Consider the following 19,447-nt stretch of genomic DNA (forward strand, 5'->3'; position numbering starts at 1 on the left):
TCATTCATTGAAAGGTGCGGTTTCGGCGCCATCGCCGAGCGCGCGCTGCATCTGCACGGTGTCCAGCCAGCGGCCATGCTTGCGGCCGAGGCCACGGAACACGCCCACCAGCTCGAAGCCGAAGCGTTCGTGCAGCTTGATCGAGGCGGTGTTGGTCGGTTCGCCGATCACGGCCACCATCTGCCGGTAGCCACGCGCCACGCAGGCATCGATCAGGGCCTGCAGCAGGCTGGTGCCGACGCCCTTGCCCTGGAACGCGGCATCGACGTAGACCGAGTTCTCCACGGTCCACTGGTAGGCAATGCGGGTGCGATAGGTGTTGGCATAGGCATAGCCGGCCACCTGGCCGTCGATCTCGGCGACCAGGTAGGGGAAGCCACGATCAATGATGTCGCGCATGCGGCGCAGCATCTCGGTCGCGTCCGGGATGTCGTACTCGTAGGTGTTGACGAAATCGGTCACTTCCACCGCGTAGATTGCGGTGATCGCGTCGATGTCGGCCGGGCCGGCATCACGGATGAGGACGGCCATGCGCGGGCTCCGGCTCAGTCGATGTAGCGCTTGAGCAGGTCGCCGTATGCATCGATGCGGCGATCACGCAGGAACGGCCAGATGCGGCGCACATGCTCGCTGCGCTGCAGGTCGACGTCGCACAGCAGCACGGTGGCCTCGGTGCCGGCCTCGGCCAGGAACTCGCCCTGCGGGCCGAGCACGTGGCTGTTGCCCCAGAACTGGATGCCCGACGCGCCCAGCGGCGACGCCTCGTGGCCGACGCGGTTGCAGCTCAGCACCGGCAGGCCGTTGGCCACGGCGTGGCCACGGTGGCTCAGCACCCAGGCGTCGCGCTGGCGGGTCTTCTCGTCCTGCACGTCGTCCGGGTCCCAGCCGATCGCGGTCGGGTAGAGCAGCAGCTCGGCGCCCGCCAGCGCCATCAGGCGTGCCGCTTCCGGGTACCACTGGTCCCAGCACACCAGCACGCCCAGGCGGCCCACCGACGTATCGATCGGCTTGAAGCCGATGTCGCCCGGGGTGAAGTAGAACTTCTCGTAGAAGCCCGGGTCGTCCGGGATGTGCATCTTGCGGTACTTGCCGAGCAGGGTGCCGTCCTTTTCGAACACCACCGCAGTGTTGTGGTACAGGCCGGCGGCGCGGCGCTCGAACAGCGAGCCGACCAGCACTACGCCATGCTGCTTCGCCAGCGCGCCCAGGCGCTCGGTGCTCGGTCCGGGAATCGGCTCGGCCAGGTCGAACTCGTCCACCGACTCGTGCTGGCAGAAGTACGGACCGTTGTGCAGTTCCTGCAGCAGCACCAGCTTGGCACCCTGCGCAGCCGCCTCGGCCACGCGTGCTTCGATCACCGCCAGGTTGGCGGCGGCGTCACCGTGGTTGCGCTCCTGGATCAGGGCGACGGTAAGGGGGCTGCGCGAGTTCATGCGGGGCGTTCCTGCGGGAGAAAACCTGCATGTTAGCGCGGATGGGCGGCCGCAGCGTGTTGCGCGCTGAATGGCGTCCGCACACGGTAGCGCCGGGCCATGCCCGGCGGATTTTCAGGTCGTCGCTGCGCTCGCCGGGCTTGGCCCGGCGCTACCGGTCCGGCTTATGCCTTCAACAGCCCTTCCGGCAGCTGCATGGTGATGCAGTGCAGGCTGCCGTTCTGCCAGATCAGCGAGCGGCAGGGCACCTGCACGATCTCGCGGCCCGGATGGGCCTGGGCCAGCACGTCGCGGGCCAGGTCATCAGCCGGATCGCCGTAGGCCGGCATCAGCACCGCGCCGTTGATGATCAGGTAATTGGCGTACGACGCCGCCAGGCGGCGGCCTTCGTCGATCACCGGCTGTGCCCACGGCAGCGGGAACAGGCGGTACGGCTTCCCATCCTTGGTACGCAGCGCGGCCAGTTCGTTGCCCATCGCCTGCAGTTCGGCGTAGTGCGAGTCGCTCGCGTCGTCGCAGGCCTGGTAGACGATGCTGTCAGGCGAGGCGAAACGGGCCAGGGTGTCGATGTGGGCGTCGGTGTCGTCGCCTTCCAGGTAGCCGTGGTCCAGCCACAGCACGCGGTCCTGCTGCAGCCAGTCGGCCAGGTCGGCGCTCAGGCTTGCACGGTCGCGGTCCGGGTGGCGCTCGTGCAGGCACTTCCAGGTGGTCAGCAGGGTGCCTTCGCCGTCGGTCTCGATGCCGCCGCCTTCCAGCGCGAACGGGATGCTGCGCACCGGCGCGTCGTTGAACACGCCGGCCTGGTCCAGCACGCCCACCAGCTGGTCATCCAGGGTGGCGTCGAACTTGCCGCCCCAGCCGGTGAAGCGGAAATCCAGCAGCTGGAAACCGCCGTCGGCACGGCGCAGGGTGATCGGGCCGGAGTCACGCAGCCAGGTATCGTCGTAGGCCGCCGTGGTGAAGTGGACCTTGTCCATGTCGATGCGGTTGGAGCGCAGCCGCATCTCGGCGTAGGTCTCCACATCGTCGTCGGCCACGCAGATCAGCACCGGCTGGAAGCGGGTGATGGCCGCGACCAGGGCGATGTAGGTCTCTTCCACCTGGCCCAGGCGGTCAGCCCAGTCGGTATCGGCGGTGGGCCAGGCAATCAGGACGCCGCTCTGGGCTTCCCACTCGGCAGGAAAACGAAGGGTCTGGTTCATGGTCTCGCTACACAGGCCCGCCCACGGCGGGTAAGGGGATCAGCGGATCGGCGGTTTCGGGCCGATTTCGTTCGGGTCCGCCTGGTTGGCCACCACGTCGATCACCTTCTGCTTCTCGAAGTAGACGGTGAACTGCGGGTACACCCAGCGGTTGATGGTCGGCCATTGCCGCTTCTGCCCGCCACGCGGCTGCAGCTGCTCGCTCGGCGCGCCGAACTGCGCCTGCACCTGCTGCATGCTCTGGCCGCGCACGGGCAGGGCACCGGCCGGCTTCTCGCGGGCGCGGTCGACAAGCAGGGTATCGGCCAGCGCCGGCGTGGCGGCGGCCAGGGTGGCCATCACGGCCAGGGCGGACAGGTAACGCTTCATCTCGATCTACTCCCCAGTGGTCAAGAAAGGCGATTACAGCAAAAACGGCAGGAAAAAGCCGCATAAACAAAAAACCGCCCGAAGGCGGTTTCTTGCATCGGGTCGGCCCCGCGTAGGGCCAGCCGCAGCCGGAAGGCTGTGAGGCTTAGCGCTGACGCGCCTTGAAACGCGGGTTCGACTTGCAGATGACGAAGATCTTGCCGCGACGACGGACGACCTTGCAGTCGCGGTGACGGGCCTTCGCCGACTTCAGGGAGGACAGGACTTTCATGGCATACCTCGGCGTAAACAGTAGTTGTTCGGGTGGAGCGTGGCCGCGATATGCGAAAGACAATCGGCAGTTGACGCTCGTTCAAGCCCGCCATTCTACCGGGCTTTTCCTCGTGGTTTCAAGTGGTTGCACAAAAGACCCCGCTGGGGGCGTCTGGCAGGGGCTAGAATGACCCCTTCACACGCTCTGGGACCCCCATGAATCCACTCGCTCCCGTCCTGACCATCGACGGCCCATCCGGGGCCGGCAAGGGTACCATCAGCCGCATCATCGCGCGCCGCATGGGCTGGCATTACCTGGATTCGGGTGCGCTGTACCGGGCGGTGGGCGTGGCCGCAAGCTGGGCCGACATCGACACCTCCGACGCCTCGGCGCTGGTGCGCTGCACCTTCGATACCCATGTTCAGTTTGTCGAGCAGGGCGATGCCATGCGGGTCATGGTCAACGGCACCGATGCCACCGACGAGCTGCGCCTGGAGACCACCGGCGCCCTGGCCTCTGCCATCGCCGCCATCCCCGAGGTCCGGGCCGCCCTGAAGGAGCGGCAGCGCGCATTCAGGGAGCTGCCGGGCCTGGTCGCCGACGGCCGCGACATGGGCACGGTGATCTTCCCGGATGCCCCCCACAAGGTCTTCCTGACCGCCAGCGCCGAGGAGCGCGCCGAGCGCCGGCATAAGCAGTTGAAAGACAAGGGGGTTTCTGTTAACTTTGATGACCTCCTGCGCGAGATCATGGCCCGCGACGCCCGTGATGCCCAGCGTACCGTGGCGCCCCTGAAGCCGGCAGACGATGCTGTCCTCATCGACACCACAGGCATCGGCATCGATGATGTCGTTGCCCGAGTGATGGATCTGCTTCCGGTTCCGGCTGCCTGATCCGTTCGCGCGGGAGCACTGCCAGCCGCATCGGCAGTGGTCGCGCAAAGCAGTGCTGTACCCGCTCCGTCGCGCACTGATGCGTGGCGGTTTTCCTACTACACACGACCTGCGTTTCCGGGGTCGACCAACAGGCGGGCGGTCGCCATTCCCCTGAAGGGGACGCCACCGACCCATGTGTCCAACAGAGTAAATCTAATGACCGAATCATTTGCCGAACTGTTTGAAGCCAGCCAGGCCAACCTGGCCAAGCTGAAGCCGGGCGCCATCGTCAGCGGTACCGTTGTTGAAGTCCGCGGCGACGTCGTGGTGATCAACGCTGGCCTGAAGTCCGAAGGCATCGTGCCGATCGAACAGTTCCGTAACGACGCTGGCGAAATCGACGTCGCCGAAGGCGACATCGTCAAGGTCGCCCTCGACTCGATCGAGAACGGCTTCGGCGAAACCGTCCTGTCGCGCGAGAAGGCCAAGCGCGCGATGGTGTGGGACGAGCTGGAAGAAGCGTTGGAAAAGAACGAAACCATCACCGGCCGCATCAGCGGCAAGGTCAAGGGTGGTTTCACCGTGGACATCAAGGATGTCCGCGCCTTCCTGCCGGGTTCCCTGGTCGATGTGCGCCCGGTGCGCGATCCGGCCTACCTGGAAGGCAAGGAGCTCGAGTTCAAGCTCATCAAGCTGGACCGCAAGCGTAACAACGTCGTGGTCTCGCGCCGCGCTGTCGTCGAAAGCGAGCACTCGGAAGAGCGCGAGCAGCTGATGGACAAGCTGCAGGAAGGCGCGATCCTGAAGGGTGTCGTCAAGAACCTGACCGATTACGGCGCGTTCGTGGACCTGGGCGGTATCGACGGCCTGCTGCACATCACCGACATGGCGTGGAAGCGCGTGCGTCACCCGTCGGAAGTCGTGAACGTCGGCGACGAGCTGGACGTCCGCGTGCTGAAGTTCGACCGCGAGCGCAACCGCGTTTCGCTGGGCCTGAAGCAGCTGGGCGAGGATCCGTGGGACAACATCGGCCGTCGTTACCCGGCCAACAGCCGCGTCTTCGGCAAGGTCTCCAACGTCACCGATTACGGTGCGTTCGTTGAGATCGAGCCGGGCGTCGAAGGCCTGGTGCACGTCTCGGAGATGGATTGGACCAACAAGAACGTCAACCCGTCGAAGGTTGTGCAGGTTGGTGATGAAGTCGAAGTGATGGTGCTGGACGTCGATGAAGAGCGTCGCCGCATCTCGCTGGGCATGAAGCAGGTTGCCGCCAACCCGTGGGAAACCTTCGCTGCCACCCACAAGAAGGGTGACAAGGTGTCGGGCCAGATCAAGTCGATCACCGACTTCGGCATCTTCATCGGCCTGGACGGCGGCATCGACGGCCTGGTCCACCTGTCCGACATCAGCTGGAACACCACCGGCGAAGACGTCGTTCGCAACTTCAAGAAGGGCGATACCCTGGACGCCGTCGTCCTGGCTGTCGATCCGGAGCGCGAGCGCATCTCCCTGGGCGTGAAGCAGCTGGAGCAGGATCCGTTCGGCCAGTACATGGCTGCCAATCCGAAGGGCTCCAAGGTCGAAGGCGTGGTGAAGGAAGTCGACGCCAAGGGCGCGATCATCGAGCTGGCTGACGGCATCGAAGGTTACGTCTCGGCCCGCGACATCGCCAACGAGCGCGTTGACGACGCCACCCAGCACCTGAAGGTCGGCGACAAGGTCGAAGCCAAGTTCGTGGGCATGGACCGCAAGGGCCGTACCCTGCAGCTGTCGATCAAGGCCAAGGACGACGCGGAAATGCGCGAAGTGCTGGAGGAATACCAGTCCTCTTCGGCTTCCAGTGGCACCACCCAGCTGGGCGCACTGCTGCGTGCACAGCTGAACGGCAACAAGTCCGAGTAATCGGCCTTAGGCTGTTCGTTGTTTCCTGGACGGCCCGGGCTTGCCCGGGCCGTTTCAGGCTGAGATACCCCTGATGTGAGCCGGTAATGACCAAATCCGAACTGATCGAAATCCTTGCGCGCCGCCAGGCGCACCTGAAGGCCGATGATGTCGATCTGGCGGTGAAGTCGTTGCTGGAAATGATGGGCGGATCGCTGTCCGCCGGGGATCGCATCGAAATCCGTGGTTTTGGCAGCTTCTCGCTGCACTATCGGCCGCCGCGCCTGGGTCGCAACCCGAAGACCGGCGAGTCGGTTGCCCTGCCGGGCAAGCACGTCCCACATTTCAAGCCGGGTAAGGAACTGCGCGAGCGTGTCAGCAGTGTGCTGCCGCTGGACGCCGATCCGGCCTGAGCCTCCCGTCGCGCCACCGCGTGCGAATCCAGCCGCGAGTCGGATAAGCTACGGACTCCTGCCACTGGAGCTGTCGCATGAAGGTTTTTCGTCTGCTGGTCCTGCTGGCGGTACTCATTGTTGGGTTGATCATCGGTGCCATGAACATGGACGAGATGACCATCAACCTGCTGTTCACCCAGCTCAAGACCTCGGTCGGCGTGGCCATCATTGCCGCGTTGCTGATCGGCGTCATCGTTGGTGCTGGCCTGGTGCTGGTGAGCGTGGTCATTCCGCTCTACAGCCAGCTGCGCCGCGCCAACAAGTCCGCTGCCGCCACGCCGGCACCGGTTGCCTCCCCTCAATCTTTTGATGGACGCTGATCGAAGATGGATTTCGTCACCGAGTGGTTCTGGTTCTTCCTGTTCGTTCCGCTGGCCGCACTGGCCGGGTGGGTGATCGGACGGCGTGGTGGTCAACGCCACGGTGACAACCAGGTCAGCCGCCTGTCCAGCACCTACTTCCGTGGCCTGAACTACCTGCTCAACGAGCAGCCGGACAAGGCCATCGAGCTGTTCCTGCACATCGCCGAGCTGGACAAGGAAACCTTCGAGACCCAGGTCGCGCTGGGCCACCTGTTCCGCCGCCGCGGCGAAGTCGATCGCGCCATCCGCCTGCACCAGGGCCTGGTCAACCGGCACGACCTCAGCGATGCGCAACGCGTGCAGGCGCTGCTGGCGCTGGGCGAGGACTACATGAAGTCCGGCCTGCTGGACCGTGCCGAGACCGTGTTCACCGAACTGGCGCAGCTGGACCAGCGTGCCCCGCAGGCACTCAAGCACCTGATCGGCATCTACCAGGCCGAGCGTGACTGGGAAAAGGCGATCGACAACGCGACCCGTTTCGAGGACGTTACCGGCGAGCCGATGGGCAAGCTGATCGGGCAGTTCGAGTGCGAACTGGCCGAACGCTTCCGCGGTGCCGGCAAGCTGGAAGAGGCGAGGGCGGCGATCGCCCGGGCCTACCAGGCCGATGCGATGTCGGTGCGTGCCGGCATCATCGAAGGGCGCCTGGAAACCGACGCGGGCAATCCGGAAGCGGCCGTACGCGCGTTCGAGCGTGCTGCGCGCAATGATCCGGAGTACCTGCCGGAGCTGCTGCCGGCGCTGATGCAGAACTACCGCAAGGTGGGTGATCTGGCAGGCGCGCGCGCTTTCCTGTCGGAGATGACCGAGCATTACCGTGGCATTGCCCCGGTGCTGGCGCTGACCCGCCTGATGGAAGAGCAGGAGGGCGTGGCCCCGGCCCGTGCCTACCTGGGCCGCCAGCTCAAGGACCGCCCGTCGGTGCGTGGCGAGTCCGCGCTGATCGACCTGACCCTTGCTGAAGGCGCTGATTCCACGGCGACCCTGCACGACCTCAAGCACATCACCGACCAGTTGCTGGTACGCAACCCGGCCTATCGCTGCACCCGCTGTGGTTTCGGGGCGCGCACCCATCACTGGCAGTGCCCGAGCTGCAAGGAGTGGGGTACGGTCAAGCCGCTGTTGAATTACGCGGTGCTCTGATCCATGCCGTGGCTCGTGATGGGCGCGCTGCTGGGCCTGGCCCTGCTGAGTGCGGCACTGACCTGGGCGGCGCGGGGCTATGCGCTGCGCCGGCAACTGTTTGACCAGCCGGGCGAGCGCCGCAGTCACAGCGTAGCGACCCCTCGAGGTGGCGGCATCGCCATCGTCATCAGCCTGCTGGTGACCGCCGGTGTTGCCATGTGGGCCTGGCCCGCAGCGCTTCCGAGCCTGCTCGTGGCCGCCCTTGGCCTGGCGCTGGTGGCGGGTATCGGCTGGTGGGATGACCATCGGCCGCTTCCGGCCATGCGCCGCCTGATGGTGCATTTCATCGCCGCCGCGCTGCTGGCCGCGCTGGTCAGGGTGCATGGTGGCAGCTGGCTGCTGGCCGTGTTGGTCCTGCTGTTCACTGCCTCTCTGATCAACATCTGGAATTTCATGGATGGGATCAACGGCATCGCGGCCAGCCAGGCCGTTGTGGTGGCCCTGGGGCTGGCGCCGTTGCTGCCCTGGCCGTACTCGCTGGCGGCCATCGCGTTGGGCCTGGCGTGCCTGGGCTTCCTGCCGTTCAACTTCCCACGGGCCCGGATCTTCATGGGCGATGTCGGAAGTGGCTCGCTGGGTTATGCGGTTGCGGCGGTGCTGGCACTGGCCAGTGTCAAGACCGACATCAACTGGATACTGCTGCTTGTGTCGGCATCGCCGTTCCTTGTGGACGCGGGCTTCACACTGCTGGCGCGCATCATTTCAGGACAACGCTGGATGGAACCCCATACCCAGCATGTCTACCAGCGCGCGGTGCAGGCAGGAGCCAGTCACGCCCGGGTAACAGGGATGTACTTTGCTTTGGGCCTGTTCAGTATTACAGTGCTTAATGTCTGCTCCAACTTGCAGCCGAGGTGGGAGGCTGCCGTGGCGATCGCGTGGTTCATTGCGCTGAGCGTCCTCTGGCTCCTCCTGCGCAATGGATTGCGCCACCGAAAAGGAAATACCTGACTTATGGCTTCACCCTGGCGGGACAGAATCCTCGGCCTGATGCCGCGTTCGGCCATCGTCTGCCACGACCTGTTCATGGTCTGGGCATGCTGGCAGCTGCTGCACGCAGGGCGGTACTCGATCCTGGCCAACGCCCCCGAGCTCCCTCTCTGGAACGTCGACACCACGCTGGTGCTGCTGCTGCAGGGCCTGGTGTTCTGGCGCGTGGGCCTCTATCGGGGGCTGTGGCGGTTCGCCAGCGTCAGCGACCTGCTGAACATCTTCAAGGCCAGCTTCATCGGCATGGTGGCCATCGTGCTGGTGCTGATGTGGAAGCGCTTCGATGGCGTGCCGATGTCGGTGCTGGTGATCTATCCGTTCGCGCTGTCGGCGCTGCTGGGCGCGCCGCGCCTGCTGTACCGGGCCTGGAAGGACTACCAGGCGCTGCAGTCGGACTCATCCGCGCGTCGCGTGCTGATCCTGGGTGCCGGCCAGGCCGCCGAGACCCTGGTCCGTGACCTGCGCCGTTCAGGCAATTTCGAGCCGGTCGGCCTGCTGGACGATGCGCCGCACCTGCGCGGTGCCAAGCTGCAGGGCCTGCCGATCCTCGGCACCCTGGACGATGCGCCGACCGTGGTCCGTGAGACGGCGGCCAAGCTGCTGGTGATCGCCATCCCCTCGCTGGACGCCGCAGGCATGCAGCGGATCGTGGCCATCTGCGAAAGCACCGGCGTGCCGTTCCGCACCGTGCCCAAGCTCAGCGACATCCTGCAGGGCCAGTCGCTGCCGGGGCAGTTGAAGGAAGTGGCGATCGAGGATCTGCTCGGCCGCAAGCCGATCATGCCGGACTGGAACCTGATCCGTGGCTGGTTGGGCGGGCGTACGGTGATGGTCACCGGCGCTGGCGGCTCGATCGGCTCCGAGCTGTGCCGCCAGTGCGCGCGTCACGGTGCCGGTCGCATCATCCTGCTCGAGATCAGCGAGCTGCTGTTGCTGACCATCGAGGGTGAGCTGCGACGCAGCTTCCCGGACGTCGAGGTTGAAGCAGTGCTGGGCGATTGCGGCGACCCGGCGGTGATCCGCCATGCGCTGTCGCTGCATCCCGTCGACACCGCCTTCCATGCCGCCGCCTACAAGCATGTACCGGTGCTGGAGCGGCAGCTGCGCGAGGCGGTGCGCAACAACATCCTGGCCACAGAGAACGTGGCCCGCGCCTGCCTGGAAGCGCGCGTCGAGCACTTCGTGTTCATTTCCACCGACAAGGCCGTCGACCCGGTCAATGCGCTGGGCGCCAGCAAGCGCTATGCGGAAATGATCTGCCAGAGCCTGGACCAGAAGTCCACGCATACCCGTTTCGTCACGGTGCGCTTCGGCAACGTGCTGGCCTCGGCCGGCAGCGTGGTGCCACTGTTCCGCGAACAGATCCTGCGGGGTGGGCCGGTGACCGTCACCGACCCGGAAGTCAGCCGCTACTTCATGACCATCCCGGAGGCCTGCCAGCTGATCCTGCAGGCCGCCGCCTCGGCGTCGCACGGTGCGATCTATACCCTCGACATGGGCGAGCCGGTGCCGATCCGCGTACTGGCCGAGCAGATGATCCGCCTGGCCGGCAAGCAGCCGTACAAGGACATTCCGATCATCTACACCGGGCTGCGTCCGGGCGAGAAGCTGCACGAGACGCTGTTCTATTCGGACGAGGACTATCGTTCCACCGCGCACCCGAAGATTCTCGAGGCCGGTGTGCGCGCGTTCTCACGTGACCTGGTGCTGGGCAATGTTCCGCGCCTGCGCGATGCCGTGGCTGGTTACGACACCACCAGCATCCAGGAGATCCTGTTCGCGACAATGCCGGAGTTCTCGCCAATCGAACAGGATGCTTACATTTCATCCGCTAAAGTCGTGCCCTTTCCGGCACGTGAGGCCAACAGGCACCAATGAGCAAGCGAATTCGCAAGGCAGTTTTTCCAGTGGCAGGGCTCGGGACGCGCTTCTTGCCGGCAACCAAGACGGTTCCGAAGGAAATGTTGCCGATCATTGATCGTCCGCTGATCCAGTACGCGGTCGATGAGGCAATCGAAGCTGGTTGCGACACGCTGGTGTTCATCACCAACCGCTACAAGCATGCCGTGGCCGACTACTTCGACAAGGCTTACGAGCTGGAGCAGAAGCTCGAGCGCGCCGGCAAGCAGGAACAGCTGGAGATGATCCGCCACGTGCTTCCCAACGGCGTGCGTGCGATCTTTGTGACCCAGGCCGAGGCCCTGGGCCTGGGCCATGCGGTGCTGTGTGCAAAGGCCGTGATCGGTGACGAGCCGTTTGCAGTGCTGCTGCCGGACGACCTGATCTGGAACCGCGGCGACGGCGCGCTGAGGCAGATGGCCGATCTGAACGAAGCCAGTGGCGCCAGCGTCATCGCCGTTGAAGATGTGCCGCACGACAAGACCGCCAGCTATGGCATCGTCGCAACCGAGGCCTTCGATGGCCGCAAGGGGCGCATTTCGCAGATCGTGGAGAAGCCGAAGCCGGAGGACGCGCCGAGCGACCTGGCCGTGGTCGGCCGCTACGTGCTGAGCCCGAAGATCTTCGAGCTGCTGGAAAATACCGGCAGCGGCGCCGGCGGTGAGATCCAGCTGACCGACGCGATCGCGCAGCTGCTGAAGACCGAAGAGGTCGATGCCTATCGTTTCGAGGGCACGCGCTTCGACTGCGGCACGCACCTGGGGCTGGTCGAAGCGACGATCCGTTTCGCGCTGGACAACCCGAAGCTGGCCGGCCCGGCGCGGGAGAAGCTGACGGCGATGTTGGCGGAATAAGGTTTATCAAGCGCTCCGTCAGCGCCTTGATTGATACGTGATGGGCGGGACGGGTGGGCCTTTGCAGGACACGCCGTAAACCCGTCCATGGGGGCTCGGTCGCCGCATCCATGCGGCGAACGGTCCTGCAAAGGCCCGCCCGCCCCGCCTGTCAGGTTTCCTGCTGGCGCGGACGGGAAGGGCGGAATCAAGGGCAAGAGCAAAAGCAAAAAGGCAGCCGATGGCTGCCTTTTTTGTTTCCGCGAGCGTCGAGTCGGGGTCGGATCCCTTTGCGCAGCAAAGGGCTCTGACCCCAGACTTTGACCCTGCCTTTGCTCACCCCTCCGCCGCGCGGAATGTTGGGTGGCGCGGGTGGGTGAGGCTGACCGGGACTGTCAGCGGCATGGGCCAGGCGCATGCGCATGGCGGGTTGGGCAGGACGCCCAACCCCGGCCTTGCTGCGTGCGCAGGATTGCGCACGCTAGCAAGCCGCTGCCAAGCCCCCAGGGACGGGTTTACGGCGTGTCCCGGGCAGCCTCACCCACCCGGGCCCCACAGCCAACCAACAATCAGCCGGCAACGCTTTGAACCTTACAGCGCCTCGAAAATACCCGCCGCGCCCATGCCGGTGCCGATGCACATGGTCACCATGCCGTACTTCTGCTGGCGACGACGCAGGCCGTGCAGCAGGGTTGCGGTACGGATCGCGCCGGTTGCACCCAGCGGGTGGCCCAAGGCAATCGCGCCGCCCAGCGGGTTGACCTTGGCCGGGTCCAGGCCGCAATCGCGGATCACCGCCAGCGACTGCGCGGCGAAGGCTTCGTTGAGCTCGATCCAATCCAGCTGGTCCTGGGTCAGGCCGGCCTGCTTCAGTGCCTTCGGGATCGCGGCGATCGGGCCGATGCCCATCACTTCCGGGCGCACCCCGGCCACCGAGAAGCTGACGAAACGGGCCAGCGGGGTCAGGCCGTAGTCCTTGATCGCTTGTTCCGAGGCCAGCAGCACGGCACCGGCGCCATCGCTCATCTGCGACGAGTTGCCAGCAGTGACGGTGCCGCCGAACTGGCCGTTGCGGAACACCGGGCGCAGCTTGGCCAGGCCTTCAGCCGAGGAATCCGGGCGCGGGCCTTCGTCGGTATCGGCGATCTTGTTGCGGGTGATGATGCGCTGGCCGTCGGCCAGGTCCGGCAGGTGCGAGACGATCTCGTACGGGCTGATCTCGTCCTTGAACTCGCCGTTCTGGATCGCGGCCATGGCCTTCTGGTGCGAGGCGAGGGCGAAGGCGTCCTGGTCTTCACGCGAGACCTTCCACTCTTCGGCGACCTTCTCGGCAGTGATGCCCATGCCGTAGGCGATGGCCACGTGGTCGTTGTCGAACACGCTCGGCGCCATGGCGATCTTGTTGCCCATCATCGGCACCATCGACATCGACTCGGTGCCACCGGCCAGCATCAGGTCGGCGTTGCCCAGGCGGATCGCGTCGGCGGCCTGCGCCACGGCCTGCAGGCCGGAGGAGCAGAAGCGGTTCACGGTCTGCGCAGCGATGGTGTTTGGCAGGCCAGCCAGCAGCACGCCGATGCGCGCCACGTTCATGCCCTGCTCGGCTTCGGGCATGGCGCAGCCGATGATCGCGTCATCGATGCGGTTGACGTCCACGCCCGGGGCCTGGGCGACGACGCTGCGCAGCACGTGCGCAAGCATGTCGTCGGGGCGGGTGTTGCGGAACATGCCCTTGGGCGCCTTGCCAACCGGGGTGCGGGTGGCGGCGACGATGTAGGCGTCCTGGATTTGCTTGGTCATTGCAGTGATCTCTTGAATTTTTTAGCCGGAGTGCCGACCAACGGTCGGCACCCACCGGAAGCAGGGATGGGCGATCAGTTACGCAGCGGCTTGCCGGTCTTCAGCATGTGCGCGATGCGGGCCTGGGTCTTTTCCTGCTGGGCCAGTTCGACGAAGTGCTTGCGCTCCAGGGTCAGCAGCCACTCTTCGTCGACCAGGGTGCCGCGGTCGACCTTGCCGCCGCACAGCACGGTGGCGATGCGCTCGGCGATCTCGTAGTCGTACGGGCTGATGAAGCGGCCTTCCAGCATGTTGACCAGCATCATCTTGAAGGTGGCGATACCCACGTCACCGGCGACCTGGATGCGGCGTGCCGGCAGCGGCGGGCGGTAGCCCGCTTCTGCCAGGGCGCGTGCTTCGGCCTTGGCGATATGCAGGGCCTCGTAGCTGTTGAACACCACCTTGTCGGTGCTGCGCAGCAGGCCCAGCTCCTTGGCGTTGACCGCCGAGTTGGACACCTTGGCCATCGCCACGGTCTCGAAGGTCTTCTTCAGTTCGGCGAACACGTCGCCGCCCGGGCCTGCGGCCTGCGAGGCACGCACGGCCAGTTCCTTCAGGCCACCACCGGCCGGCAGCAGGCCGACGCCGGCTTCGACCAGGCCGATGTAGCTTTCCAGGAAGGCAACGGTCTTGGCGCTGTGCATCTGGAACTCGCAGCCGCCGCCCAGGGCCAGGCCACGCACGGCGGCCACCACCGGCACCAGGGAGTACTTGATGCGCTGGCTGGTGCGCTGGAAGTTGGCGACCATTTCCTCGAACTGGTCGACTTTGCCGGCCTGCAGCAGGCCGAGCGCACCGGCCAGGTCGGCACCGGCAGAGAAGGGCTCCTTCTGCTGCCAGATCACCAGGCCCTGGAAGTCATTCTCGGCGCGGCTCACGCATTCCTGCAGGCCATCCAGCACCTGGTCGGACACGGTGTTCATCTTGGTCTTGAAGCTGACCACGGCAATGCCATCACCGTCGTGCCACATGCGCAGGCCGTCGTTCTCGAACACGGTCTCGCCCGGCGCGAACTTCTCGCCCAGCAGCGGATCGGGGAAGCGCTGGCGCTGGTACACCGGCAGCGACGAGCGCGGCAGCTTGGCGTTGCGTGACGGGCTGTAGCTGCCTTCGGCGGCATGCACGCCGTCGCGGCCATCGAACACCCAGTCCGGCAGCGGGGCGTTGCTCATGCTCTTGCCGGCCACGATGTCATCGGCGATCCACTGTGCGACCTGCTTCCAGCCGGCGGCCTGCCAGGTTTCGAACGGGCCCAGCGACCAGCCGTAGCCCCAGCGGATGGCCAGGTCCACGTCGCGCGCGGTCTCGGCGATGTCGGCCAGGTGGTAGGCGCTGTAGTGGAACAGGTCGCGGAAGGTCGCCCACAGGAACTGCGCCTGCGGGTGCTGGCTCTCGCGCAGCTTGGCGAACTTCTCGGCCGGGTTCTTGATCTTCAGGATCTCGACCACTTCCGGTGCGGCGGTGCGGTCGGCCGGACGGTAGTCCTGCTTCTCCAGATCCAGTACCACGATGTCCTTGCCGACCTTGCGGAAGATGCCGGCGCCGGTCTTCTGGCCCAGCGCGCCCTTGGAAATCAGCGCGTCCAGCCACTTCGGCGACTTGAAGAACTCATGCCACGGATCATTCGGCAGGGTGTCGCCCATGGTCTTGATGACGTGCGCCATGGTGTCCAGGCCGACCACGTCGGAGGTGCGATAGGTCGCCGACTTCGGGCGACCGACCAGCGGGCCGGTCAGGCCGTCCACTTCATCGAAGCCCAGGCCGAACTGCTGGGTGTGGTGGATGGTGGACAGGATCGAGAACACGCCGATGCGGTTGCCGATGAAGTTCGGGGTGTCCTTGGCGTACACCACGCCCTTGCCCAGGGTGGTGACCAGGAACTCTTCCAGGCCTTCCAGCACGGCGGCGTCGGTGGTGGTGGCCGGGATCAGCTCGGCCAGGTGCATGTAGCGCGGCGGGTTGAAGAAGTGCACGCCGCAGAAGCGGTGGCGCAGCTGTTCGGGCAGCACGTCGGCCAGCTTGTTGATGCCCAGGCCCGAGGTGTTGGAGGCCAGCACCGCGTGGTCGGCCACGAACGGCGCAATCTTCTTGTACAGGTCCTGCTTCCAGTCCATGCGCTCGGCGATGGCCTCGATGATCAGGTCGCAGTCCTTCAGCTGCTCCAGGCCGGAGTCGTAATTGGCCGGGGTGATGGCTTCGGCCAGCGACTTGCTGGCCAGCGGCGCCGGGCTCAGCTTGCCCAGGTTGGCGATCGCCTTCAGCACGATGCCATCGGCCGGACCTTCCTTCGCAGGCAGGTCGAACAGCACGGTGTCGACGCCGGCGTTGGTGAGGTGGGCGGCGATCTGGGCACCCATGACGCCGGCACCCAGCACGGCGGCGCGGCGGACTAGCAGGGAATTGGACATGGTGTAGGGCCTTTGTTGGTCAGCAGTTACTGGGTGGAATCAACGGGAAGCGGGCAGGGCGCTGGCGCGTGCGGCGGCGCGGAACCCGGCTTCGGCGAAATGGATCAGTTCGTGGGCGGCATGGGCACGATGCGCCGCTTCGGTGACACCGGCGGGACGCTTGATCAGCCCGAAGTCGGCCATCGCATAGGTCAGCGAGCCAGCCAGGAAGTCGAGGCGCCAGTACAGCTCCTCCTTGCTCAGGCCGGGCACGCACTCGCCGATGGCCTTGCCGAACGCACGCAGCACGTGGCCGTAGTGGTCGGACAGGAACTTGCGCAGGTTGTCGTTCTTCTCGGCGTAGGCGCGGGCAATCACGCGCACGAAGGCGCCGCCGTTCTGGCGGTCCTGGGCCAGCGCCAGGGCCGGCTCGACGAAGGCGGCCAGCACCGGGCGCAGTTCGCCGGGGTGTTCGCTGCGGGCCCGCTCCAGCTGCGCCAGGCGCGCGCCGGTCATCTCGTCCATGCGGCGGCGGAAGACCTCATTGACCAGATTTTCCTTGGAACCGAAGTGGTAGTTGACCGCGGCGATGTTGACGTCGGCCTGGCTGGTCACCTGGCGCAGCGAGGTGCCGGCGAAGCCGTGCTGGGCGAACAGCTCCTCGGCCGCGCCGAGGATCCGGTCCTTGGTCGAGAAGTGGGCGGGTTTGGCCATCGGCGGGCAGACCTTAATCAAACGATTGTTTGATACTAGGACCAGACGGTACCGTATGGCATTTTGCAGTGCAGCAAAATCGGCCGCTCCGGTCAGATTTCACTCAGGTGGGTGAATGGGTGGACCTGAACCTGTAGAGCCGAGCCCGCGCTCGGCTGCTCTTCGGCCCAAAGGCCAGCCGAGCATGGGCTCGGCGCTACAACAGGGCCACATGGCCCTCTACCACCCGGCCACGTTATCTTTTACAATTCGCCTACGTTTATCAGGCTAAGCCCGCGTCCCGACGCGGGTTTTTTTCATGTTACCCTTCGGGCCATCAGCGGCCCGATTCCATTGGAGACATCCCATGGCGCTGGAGCGCACCCTTTCGATCATCAAGCCGGACGCCGTTGCCAAGAACGTCATCGGCGAAATCTACGCCCGCTTCGAGAAGGCCGGCCTGAAGGTCGTGGCCGCCAAGTACAAGCAGCTGTCGCGCCGTGAAGCCGAAGGCTTCTATGCCGTGCACCGCGAGCGTCCGTTCTTCAACGCGCTGGTCGAGTTCATGATCTCCGGCCCGGTGATGATCCAGGCCCTGGAAGGCGAGAACGCCGTCCTGGCCCACCGCGACCTGCTGGGCGCCACCAACCCGAAGGAAGCCGCGCCGGGCACCATCCGCGCCGACTTCGCCGAATCCATCGATGCCAACGCCGCACACGGCTCGGACTCGGTCGAGAATGCTGCGATTGAGATCGCCTACTTCTTCGCCGCCACCGAAGTCGTCTCGCGCTGAGAGTAATGCCGTGAACGAGGTCGTACAGTCCCCCGCCATCCAGCCGCTGCCGAAGTCGGCACCCACGGCTGGCAAGCAGAACCTGCTCGACCTCGATCGCGCGGGCCTGGAGAAGTTTTTCGTCGAGGTTCTCGGCGAGAAGAAGTTCCGTGCCCATCAGGTGATGAAGTGGATCCACCATCGCTACGTCACCGATTTCGATGAAATGACCGACCTCGGCAAGGTCCTGCGCGCCAAGCTGCAGGCCCATGCCGAGGTGCTGGTTCCGAACATCGTGTTCGACAAGCCCTCCGCCGACGGCACCCACAAGTGGCTGCTGGCGATGGGCGTGGATGGCAAGAACGCCATCGAGACCGTGTACATCCCGGACAAGACCCGCGGCACGTTGTGCGTGTCCTCGCAGGTCGGTTGCGGCCTGAACTGCACGTTCTGCTCCACCGCCACCCAGGGCTTCAACCGTAACCTGACCACCGCCGAGATCATCGGCCAGGTGTGGGTTGCCGCACGCCACCTGGGCAACGTGCCGCACCAGATGCGCCGCCTCACCAACGTGGTGATGATGGGCATGGGCGAGCCGCTGATGAATTTCGACAACGTCGTACGCGCCATGAGCGTGATGCGCGACGACCTGGGCTACGGGCTGGCCAACAAGCGCGTGACCCTGTCGACCTCCGGCCTGGTGCCGCAGATCGACCGCCTGTCTGCCGAAAGCGACGTGTCGCTGGCGGTGTCGCTGCATGCGCCGAACGACGCACTGCGCGAGACGCTGGTGCCGCTCAACAAGAAGTACCCGATCGCCGAGCTGATGGCCTCGTGCGCACGCTACCTGCGCGCCAACAAGCGCCGCGAATCGGTCACCTTTGAATACACCCTGATGAAGGGCATCAACGACAAGCCCGAGCATGCCCGCGAGCTGGCCCGCCTGATGCGCCAGTTCGACAACGCGGTGCAGGCCAAGGATTCGGGCAAGGTCAACCTGATCCCGTTCAATCCGTTCCCGGGCACCCGCTACGAGCGTTCCGAGGAGGCCAACATCCGCGCCTTCCAGAAGATCCTGCTCGACAGCAACGTGCTGACGATGGTCCGCCGCACCCGTGGCGACGACATCGACGCCGCCTGTGGCCAGCTCAAGGGCCAGGTGATGGACCGCACCCGCCGCCAGGCGGAGTTCAACAAGACGCTGCAGGCGGGGAAGGGGAGCGATGCCGCGGCCTGACCGCCTCTGGCTGGCGCTTCTCGCAGGCGTGCTGGCCGTTGCGGTCGGTGGCTGCAAATCCCAACCCAAGGCCAAGCTGGGCCCCAGCGAAGCGCCGGTCTATTCGGTGCGCGATCCGGACAGCGTGCGGCGCCAGGTGCGCCTGCAGGATCTGTTGGCGCTGGCTGCCCGTGACATGCAGGTCGGCAACCTGGCTGCGGCCGAACGCAAGGCGCGCGAGGCGCTGAAGCTGGCGCCCGACTCGCCGGATGCGCTGGTGCTGCTGGCCGGCATCGATGAGCGCCGTGGCCGGAGCCAGCAAGCGGGCGAGAGCTTCCGCAGGGCGGCCGAACAGGCGCCGCAGCGCGGTGACATCCTCAACAATTACGGGGCGTGGCTGTGCCAGCAGGGGCGGCCGGCCGAGTCGCTGGCGTGGTTCGATCGAGCGCTGCAGGCGCCGGGCTACGCCACACCGGCCGAATCCCAGGCCAATGCGGGCAGCTGTGCACTGGACGCTGGCCAACTTGAACGTGCCGAAGGCGACCTGCGCGCGGCGCTGTCGGTGCTGCCGGGAAACCCGGTCGCGCTCGAGGCGATGGCCCAGCTCAGCTTCCGCCAGGGCCGCTTCATGGAGGCGCGGGCCTTCGCCGAACGTAGGATTGCGGCTGCACCCGCAACGCGTTCCGTGTTACAACTTGCGTCTCAAATCGAAGCGCGGCTGGGTGATCGGGCGGCATCTGATCGCTATCTTCAGCGGATTCGACAGGAATTTCCGCAGGAAGCGGGCTCCTAACTCCAGGGTT

The 19,447-nt window shown here is 65.6% G+C and carries 19 protein-coding genes; 11 read left to right on the forward strand and 8 right to left on the reverse strand.

All coding sequences use genetic code 11. The annotated features are described in order from the left end of the window. The 5 genes from AC5P6A_RS07390 to ykgO form a co-directional block, all read right to left on the reverse strand. Positions 1-531, reverse strand: a complete 531-nt coding sequence (locus tag AC5P6A_RS07390) for a GNAT family N-acetyltransferase (protein ID WP_134735395.1) — start codon at positions 529-531, stop codon at positions 1-3. A 14-nt stretch (positions 532-545) separates the two neighbouring features. Further along, positions 546-1,433, reverse strand: coding sequence for a carbon-nitrogen hydrolase (locus AC5P6A_RS07395; protein WP_032960744.1), 888 nt, complete (start codon positions 1,431-1,433; stop codon positions 546-548). A 164-nt stretch (positions 1,434-1,597) separates the two neighbouring features. Continuing rightward, positions 1,598-2,635, reverse strand: coding sequence for an agmatine deiminase family protein (locus AC5P6A_RS07400; protein ID WP_346714730.1), 1,038 nt, complete (start codon positions 2,633-2,635; stop codon positions 1,598-1,600). A gap of 39 nt (positions 2,636-2,674) precedes the next feature. Continuing rightward, a complete protein-coding gene (locus tag AC5P6A_RS07405) occupies positions 2,675-2,974 on the reverse strand; it encodes a hypothetical protein (RefSeq protein ID WP_227837998.1) in 300 nt (99 codons plus the stop codon). A 175-nt stretch (positions 2,975-3,149) separates the two neighbouring features. Continuing rightward, a complete protein-coding gene (ykgO, locus tag AC5P6A_RS07410) occupies positions 3,150-3,275 on the reverse strand; it encodes a type B 50S ribosomal protein L36 (RefSeq protein WP_005409283.1) in 126 nt (41 codons plus the stop codon). A gap of 197 nt (positions 3,276-3,472) precedes the next feature. On the opposite strand from ykgO, the gene cmk reads away from it, so the two are divergent. From cmk to galU, 8 genes are all read left to right on the forward strand, one after another. Further along, on the forward strand, positions 3,473-4,150 hold the full coding sequence (gene cmk / locus AC5P6A_RS07415) for a (d)CMP kinase (protein WP_019661298.1): 678 nt from the start codon (positions 3,473-3,475) through the stop codon (positions 4,148-4,150). A gap of 198 nt (positions 4,151-4,348) precedes the next feature. Continuing rightward, positions 4,349-6,034 carry a 30S ribosomal protein S1 gene (gene rpsA / locus AC5P6A_RS07420; protein WP_005416230.1) on the forward strand — a complete coding sequence of 562 codons (1,686 nt, stop codon included), beginning with the start codon at positions 4,349-4,351 and terminating at the stop codon, positions 6,032-6,034. 86 nt (positions 6,035-6,120) lie between these two features. After that, positions 6,121-6,426: an integration host factor subunit beta gene (locus AC5P6A_RS07425; RefSeq protein WP_005409286.1), complete on the forward strand. Its 306-nt coding sequence runs from the start codon at positions 6,121-6,123 to the stop codon at positions 6,424-6,426. A gap of 77 nt (positions 6,427-6,503) precedes the next feature. After that, a complete protein-coding gene (locus tag AC5P6A_RS07430) occupies positions 6,504-6,788 on the forward strand; it encodes a LapA family protein (RefSeq protein ID WP_019661299.1) in 285 nt (94 codons plus the stop codon). Between the two features lie 6 nt (positions 6,789-6,794). Continuing rightward, positions 6,795-7,973 (forward strand): lipopolysaccharide assembly protein LapB, encoded by a 1,179-nt coding sequence (lapB, locus tag AC5P6A_RS07435; protein ID WP_019661300.1) that lies wholly within the window; start codon positions 6,795-6,797, stop codon positions 7,971-7,973. 3 nt (positions 7,974-7,976) lie between these two features. Then, a complete protein-coding gene (locus tag AC5P6A_RS07440) occupies positions 7,977-8,966 on the forward strand; it encodes an MraY family glycosyltransferase (RefSeq protein WP_134730483.1) in 990 nt (329 codons plus the stop codon). Between the two features lie 3 nt (positions 8,967-8,969). Beyond that, positions 8,970-10,883, forward strand: coding sequence for a polysaccharide biosynthesis protein (locus tag AC5P6A_RS07445; RefSeq protein WP_019661302.1), 1,914 nt, complete (start codon positions 8,970-8,972; stop codon positions 10,881-10,883). Then, positions 10,880-11,758 carry a UTP--glucose-1-phosphate uridylyltransferase GalU gene (gene galU / locus AC5P6A_RS07450; RefSeq protein ID WP_346714731.1) on the forward strand — a complete coding sequence of 293 codons (879 nt, stop codon included), beginning with the start codon at positions 10,880-10,882 and terminating at the stop codon, positions 11,756-11,758. Before AC5P6A_RS07445 ends, galU begins: the two co-directional genes overlap by 4 nt. Before the next feature lie 570 nt (positions 11,759-12,328). Here galU and AC5P6A_RS07455 read toward each other — a convergent pair. The 3 genes from AC5P6A_RS07455 to AC5P6A_RS07465 form a co-directional block, all read right to left on the reverse strand. After that, entirely contained in the window at positions 12,329-13,537 is a 1,209-nt protein-coding gene (locus tag AC5P6A_RS07455) for an acetyl-CoA C-acyltransferase (protein WP_019661304.1), read from the reverse strand. Between the two features lie 74 nt (positions 13,538-13,611). Then, on the reverse strand, positions 13,612-15,984 hold the full coding sequence (locus AC5P6A_RS07460) for a 3-hydroxyacyl-CoA dehydrogenase/enoyl-CoA hydratase family protein (protein WP_155029394.1): 2,373 nt from the start codon (positions 15,982-15,984) through the stop codon (positions 13,612-13,614). Between the two features lie 39 nt (positions 15,985-16,023). After that, positions 16,024-16,677, reverse strand: a complete 654-nt coding sequence (locus AC5P6A_RS07465; RefSeq protein WP_019661306.1) for a TetR/AcrR family transcriptional regulator — start codon at positions 16,675-16,677, stop codon at positions 16,024-16,026. A gap of 346 nt (positions 16,678-17,023) precedes the next feature. Here AC5P6A_RS07465 and ndk point away from each other — a divergent pair, with 346 nt between their 5' ends. The 3 genes from ndk to pilW are packed head-to-tail and all read left to right on the forward strand — an operon-like array spanning position 17,024 to position 19,437. Beyond that, positions 17,024-17,449, forward strand: a complete 426-nt coding sequence (gene ndk / locus AC5P6A_RS07470; protein WP_005409295.1) for a nucleoside-diphosphate kinase — start codon at positions 17,024-17,026, stop codon at positions 17,447-17,449. 10 nt (positions 17,450-17,459) lie between these two features. Then, complete coding sequence (gene rlmN, locus AC5P6A_RS07475) at positions 17,460-18,665, forward strand: dual-specificity RNA methyltransferase RlmN (RefSeq protein ID WP_019661307.1); 1,206 nt, start codon at positions 17,460-17,462, stop codon at positions 18,663-18,665. Then, positions 18,652-19,437, forward strand: a complete 786-nt coding sequence (gene pilW, locus AC5P6A_RS07480) for a type IV pilus biogenesis/stability protein PilW (RefSeq protein WP_180877328.1) — start codon at positions 18,652-18,654, stop codon at positions 19,435-19,437. Before rlmN ends, pilW begins: the two co-directional genes overlap by 14 nt. The last annotated feature ends 10 nt before the right edge of the window (positions 19,438-19,447 follow it).

Source organism: Stenotrophomonas sp. YJH_SMC_20, from assembly GCF_059367845.1.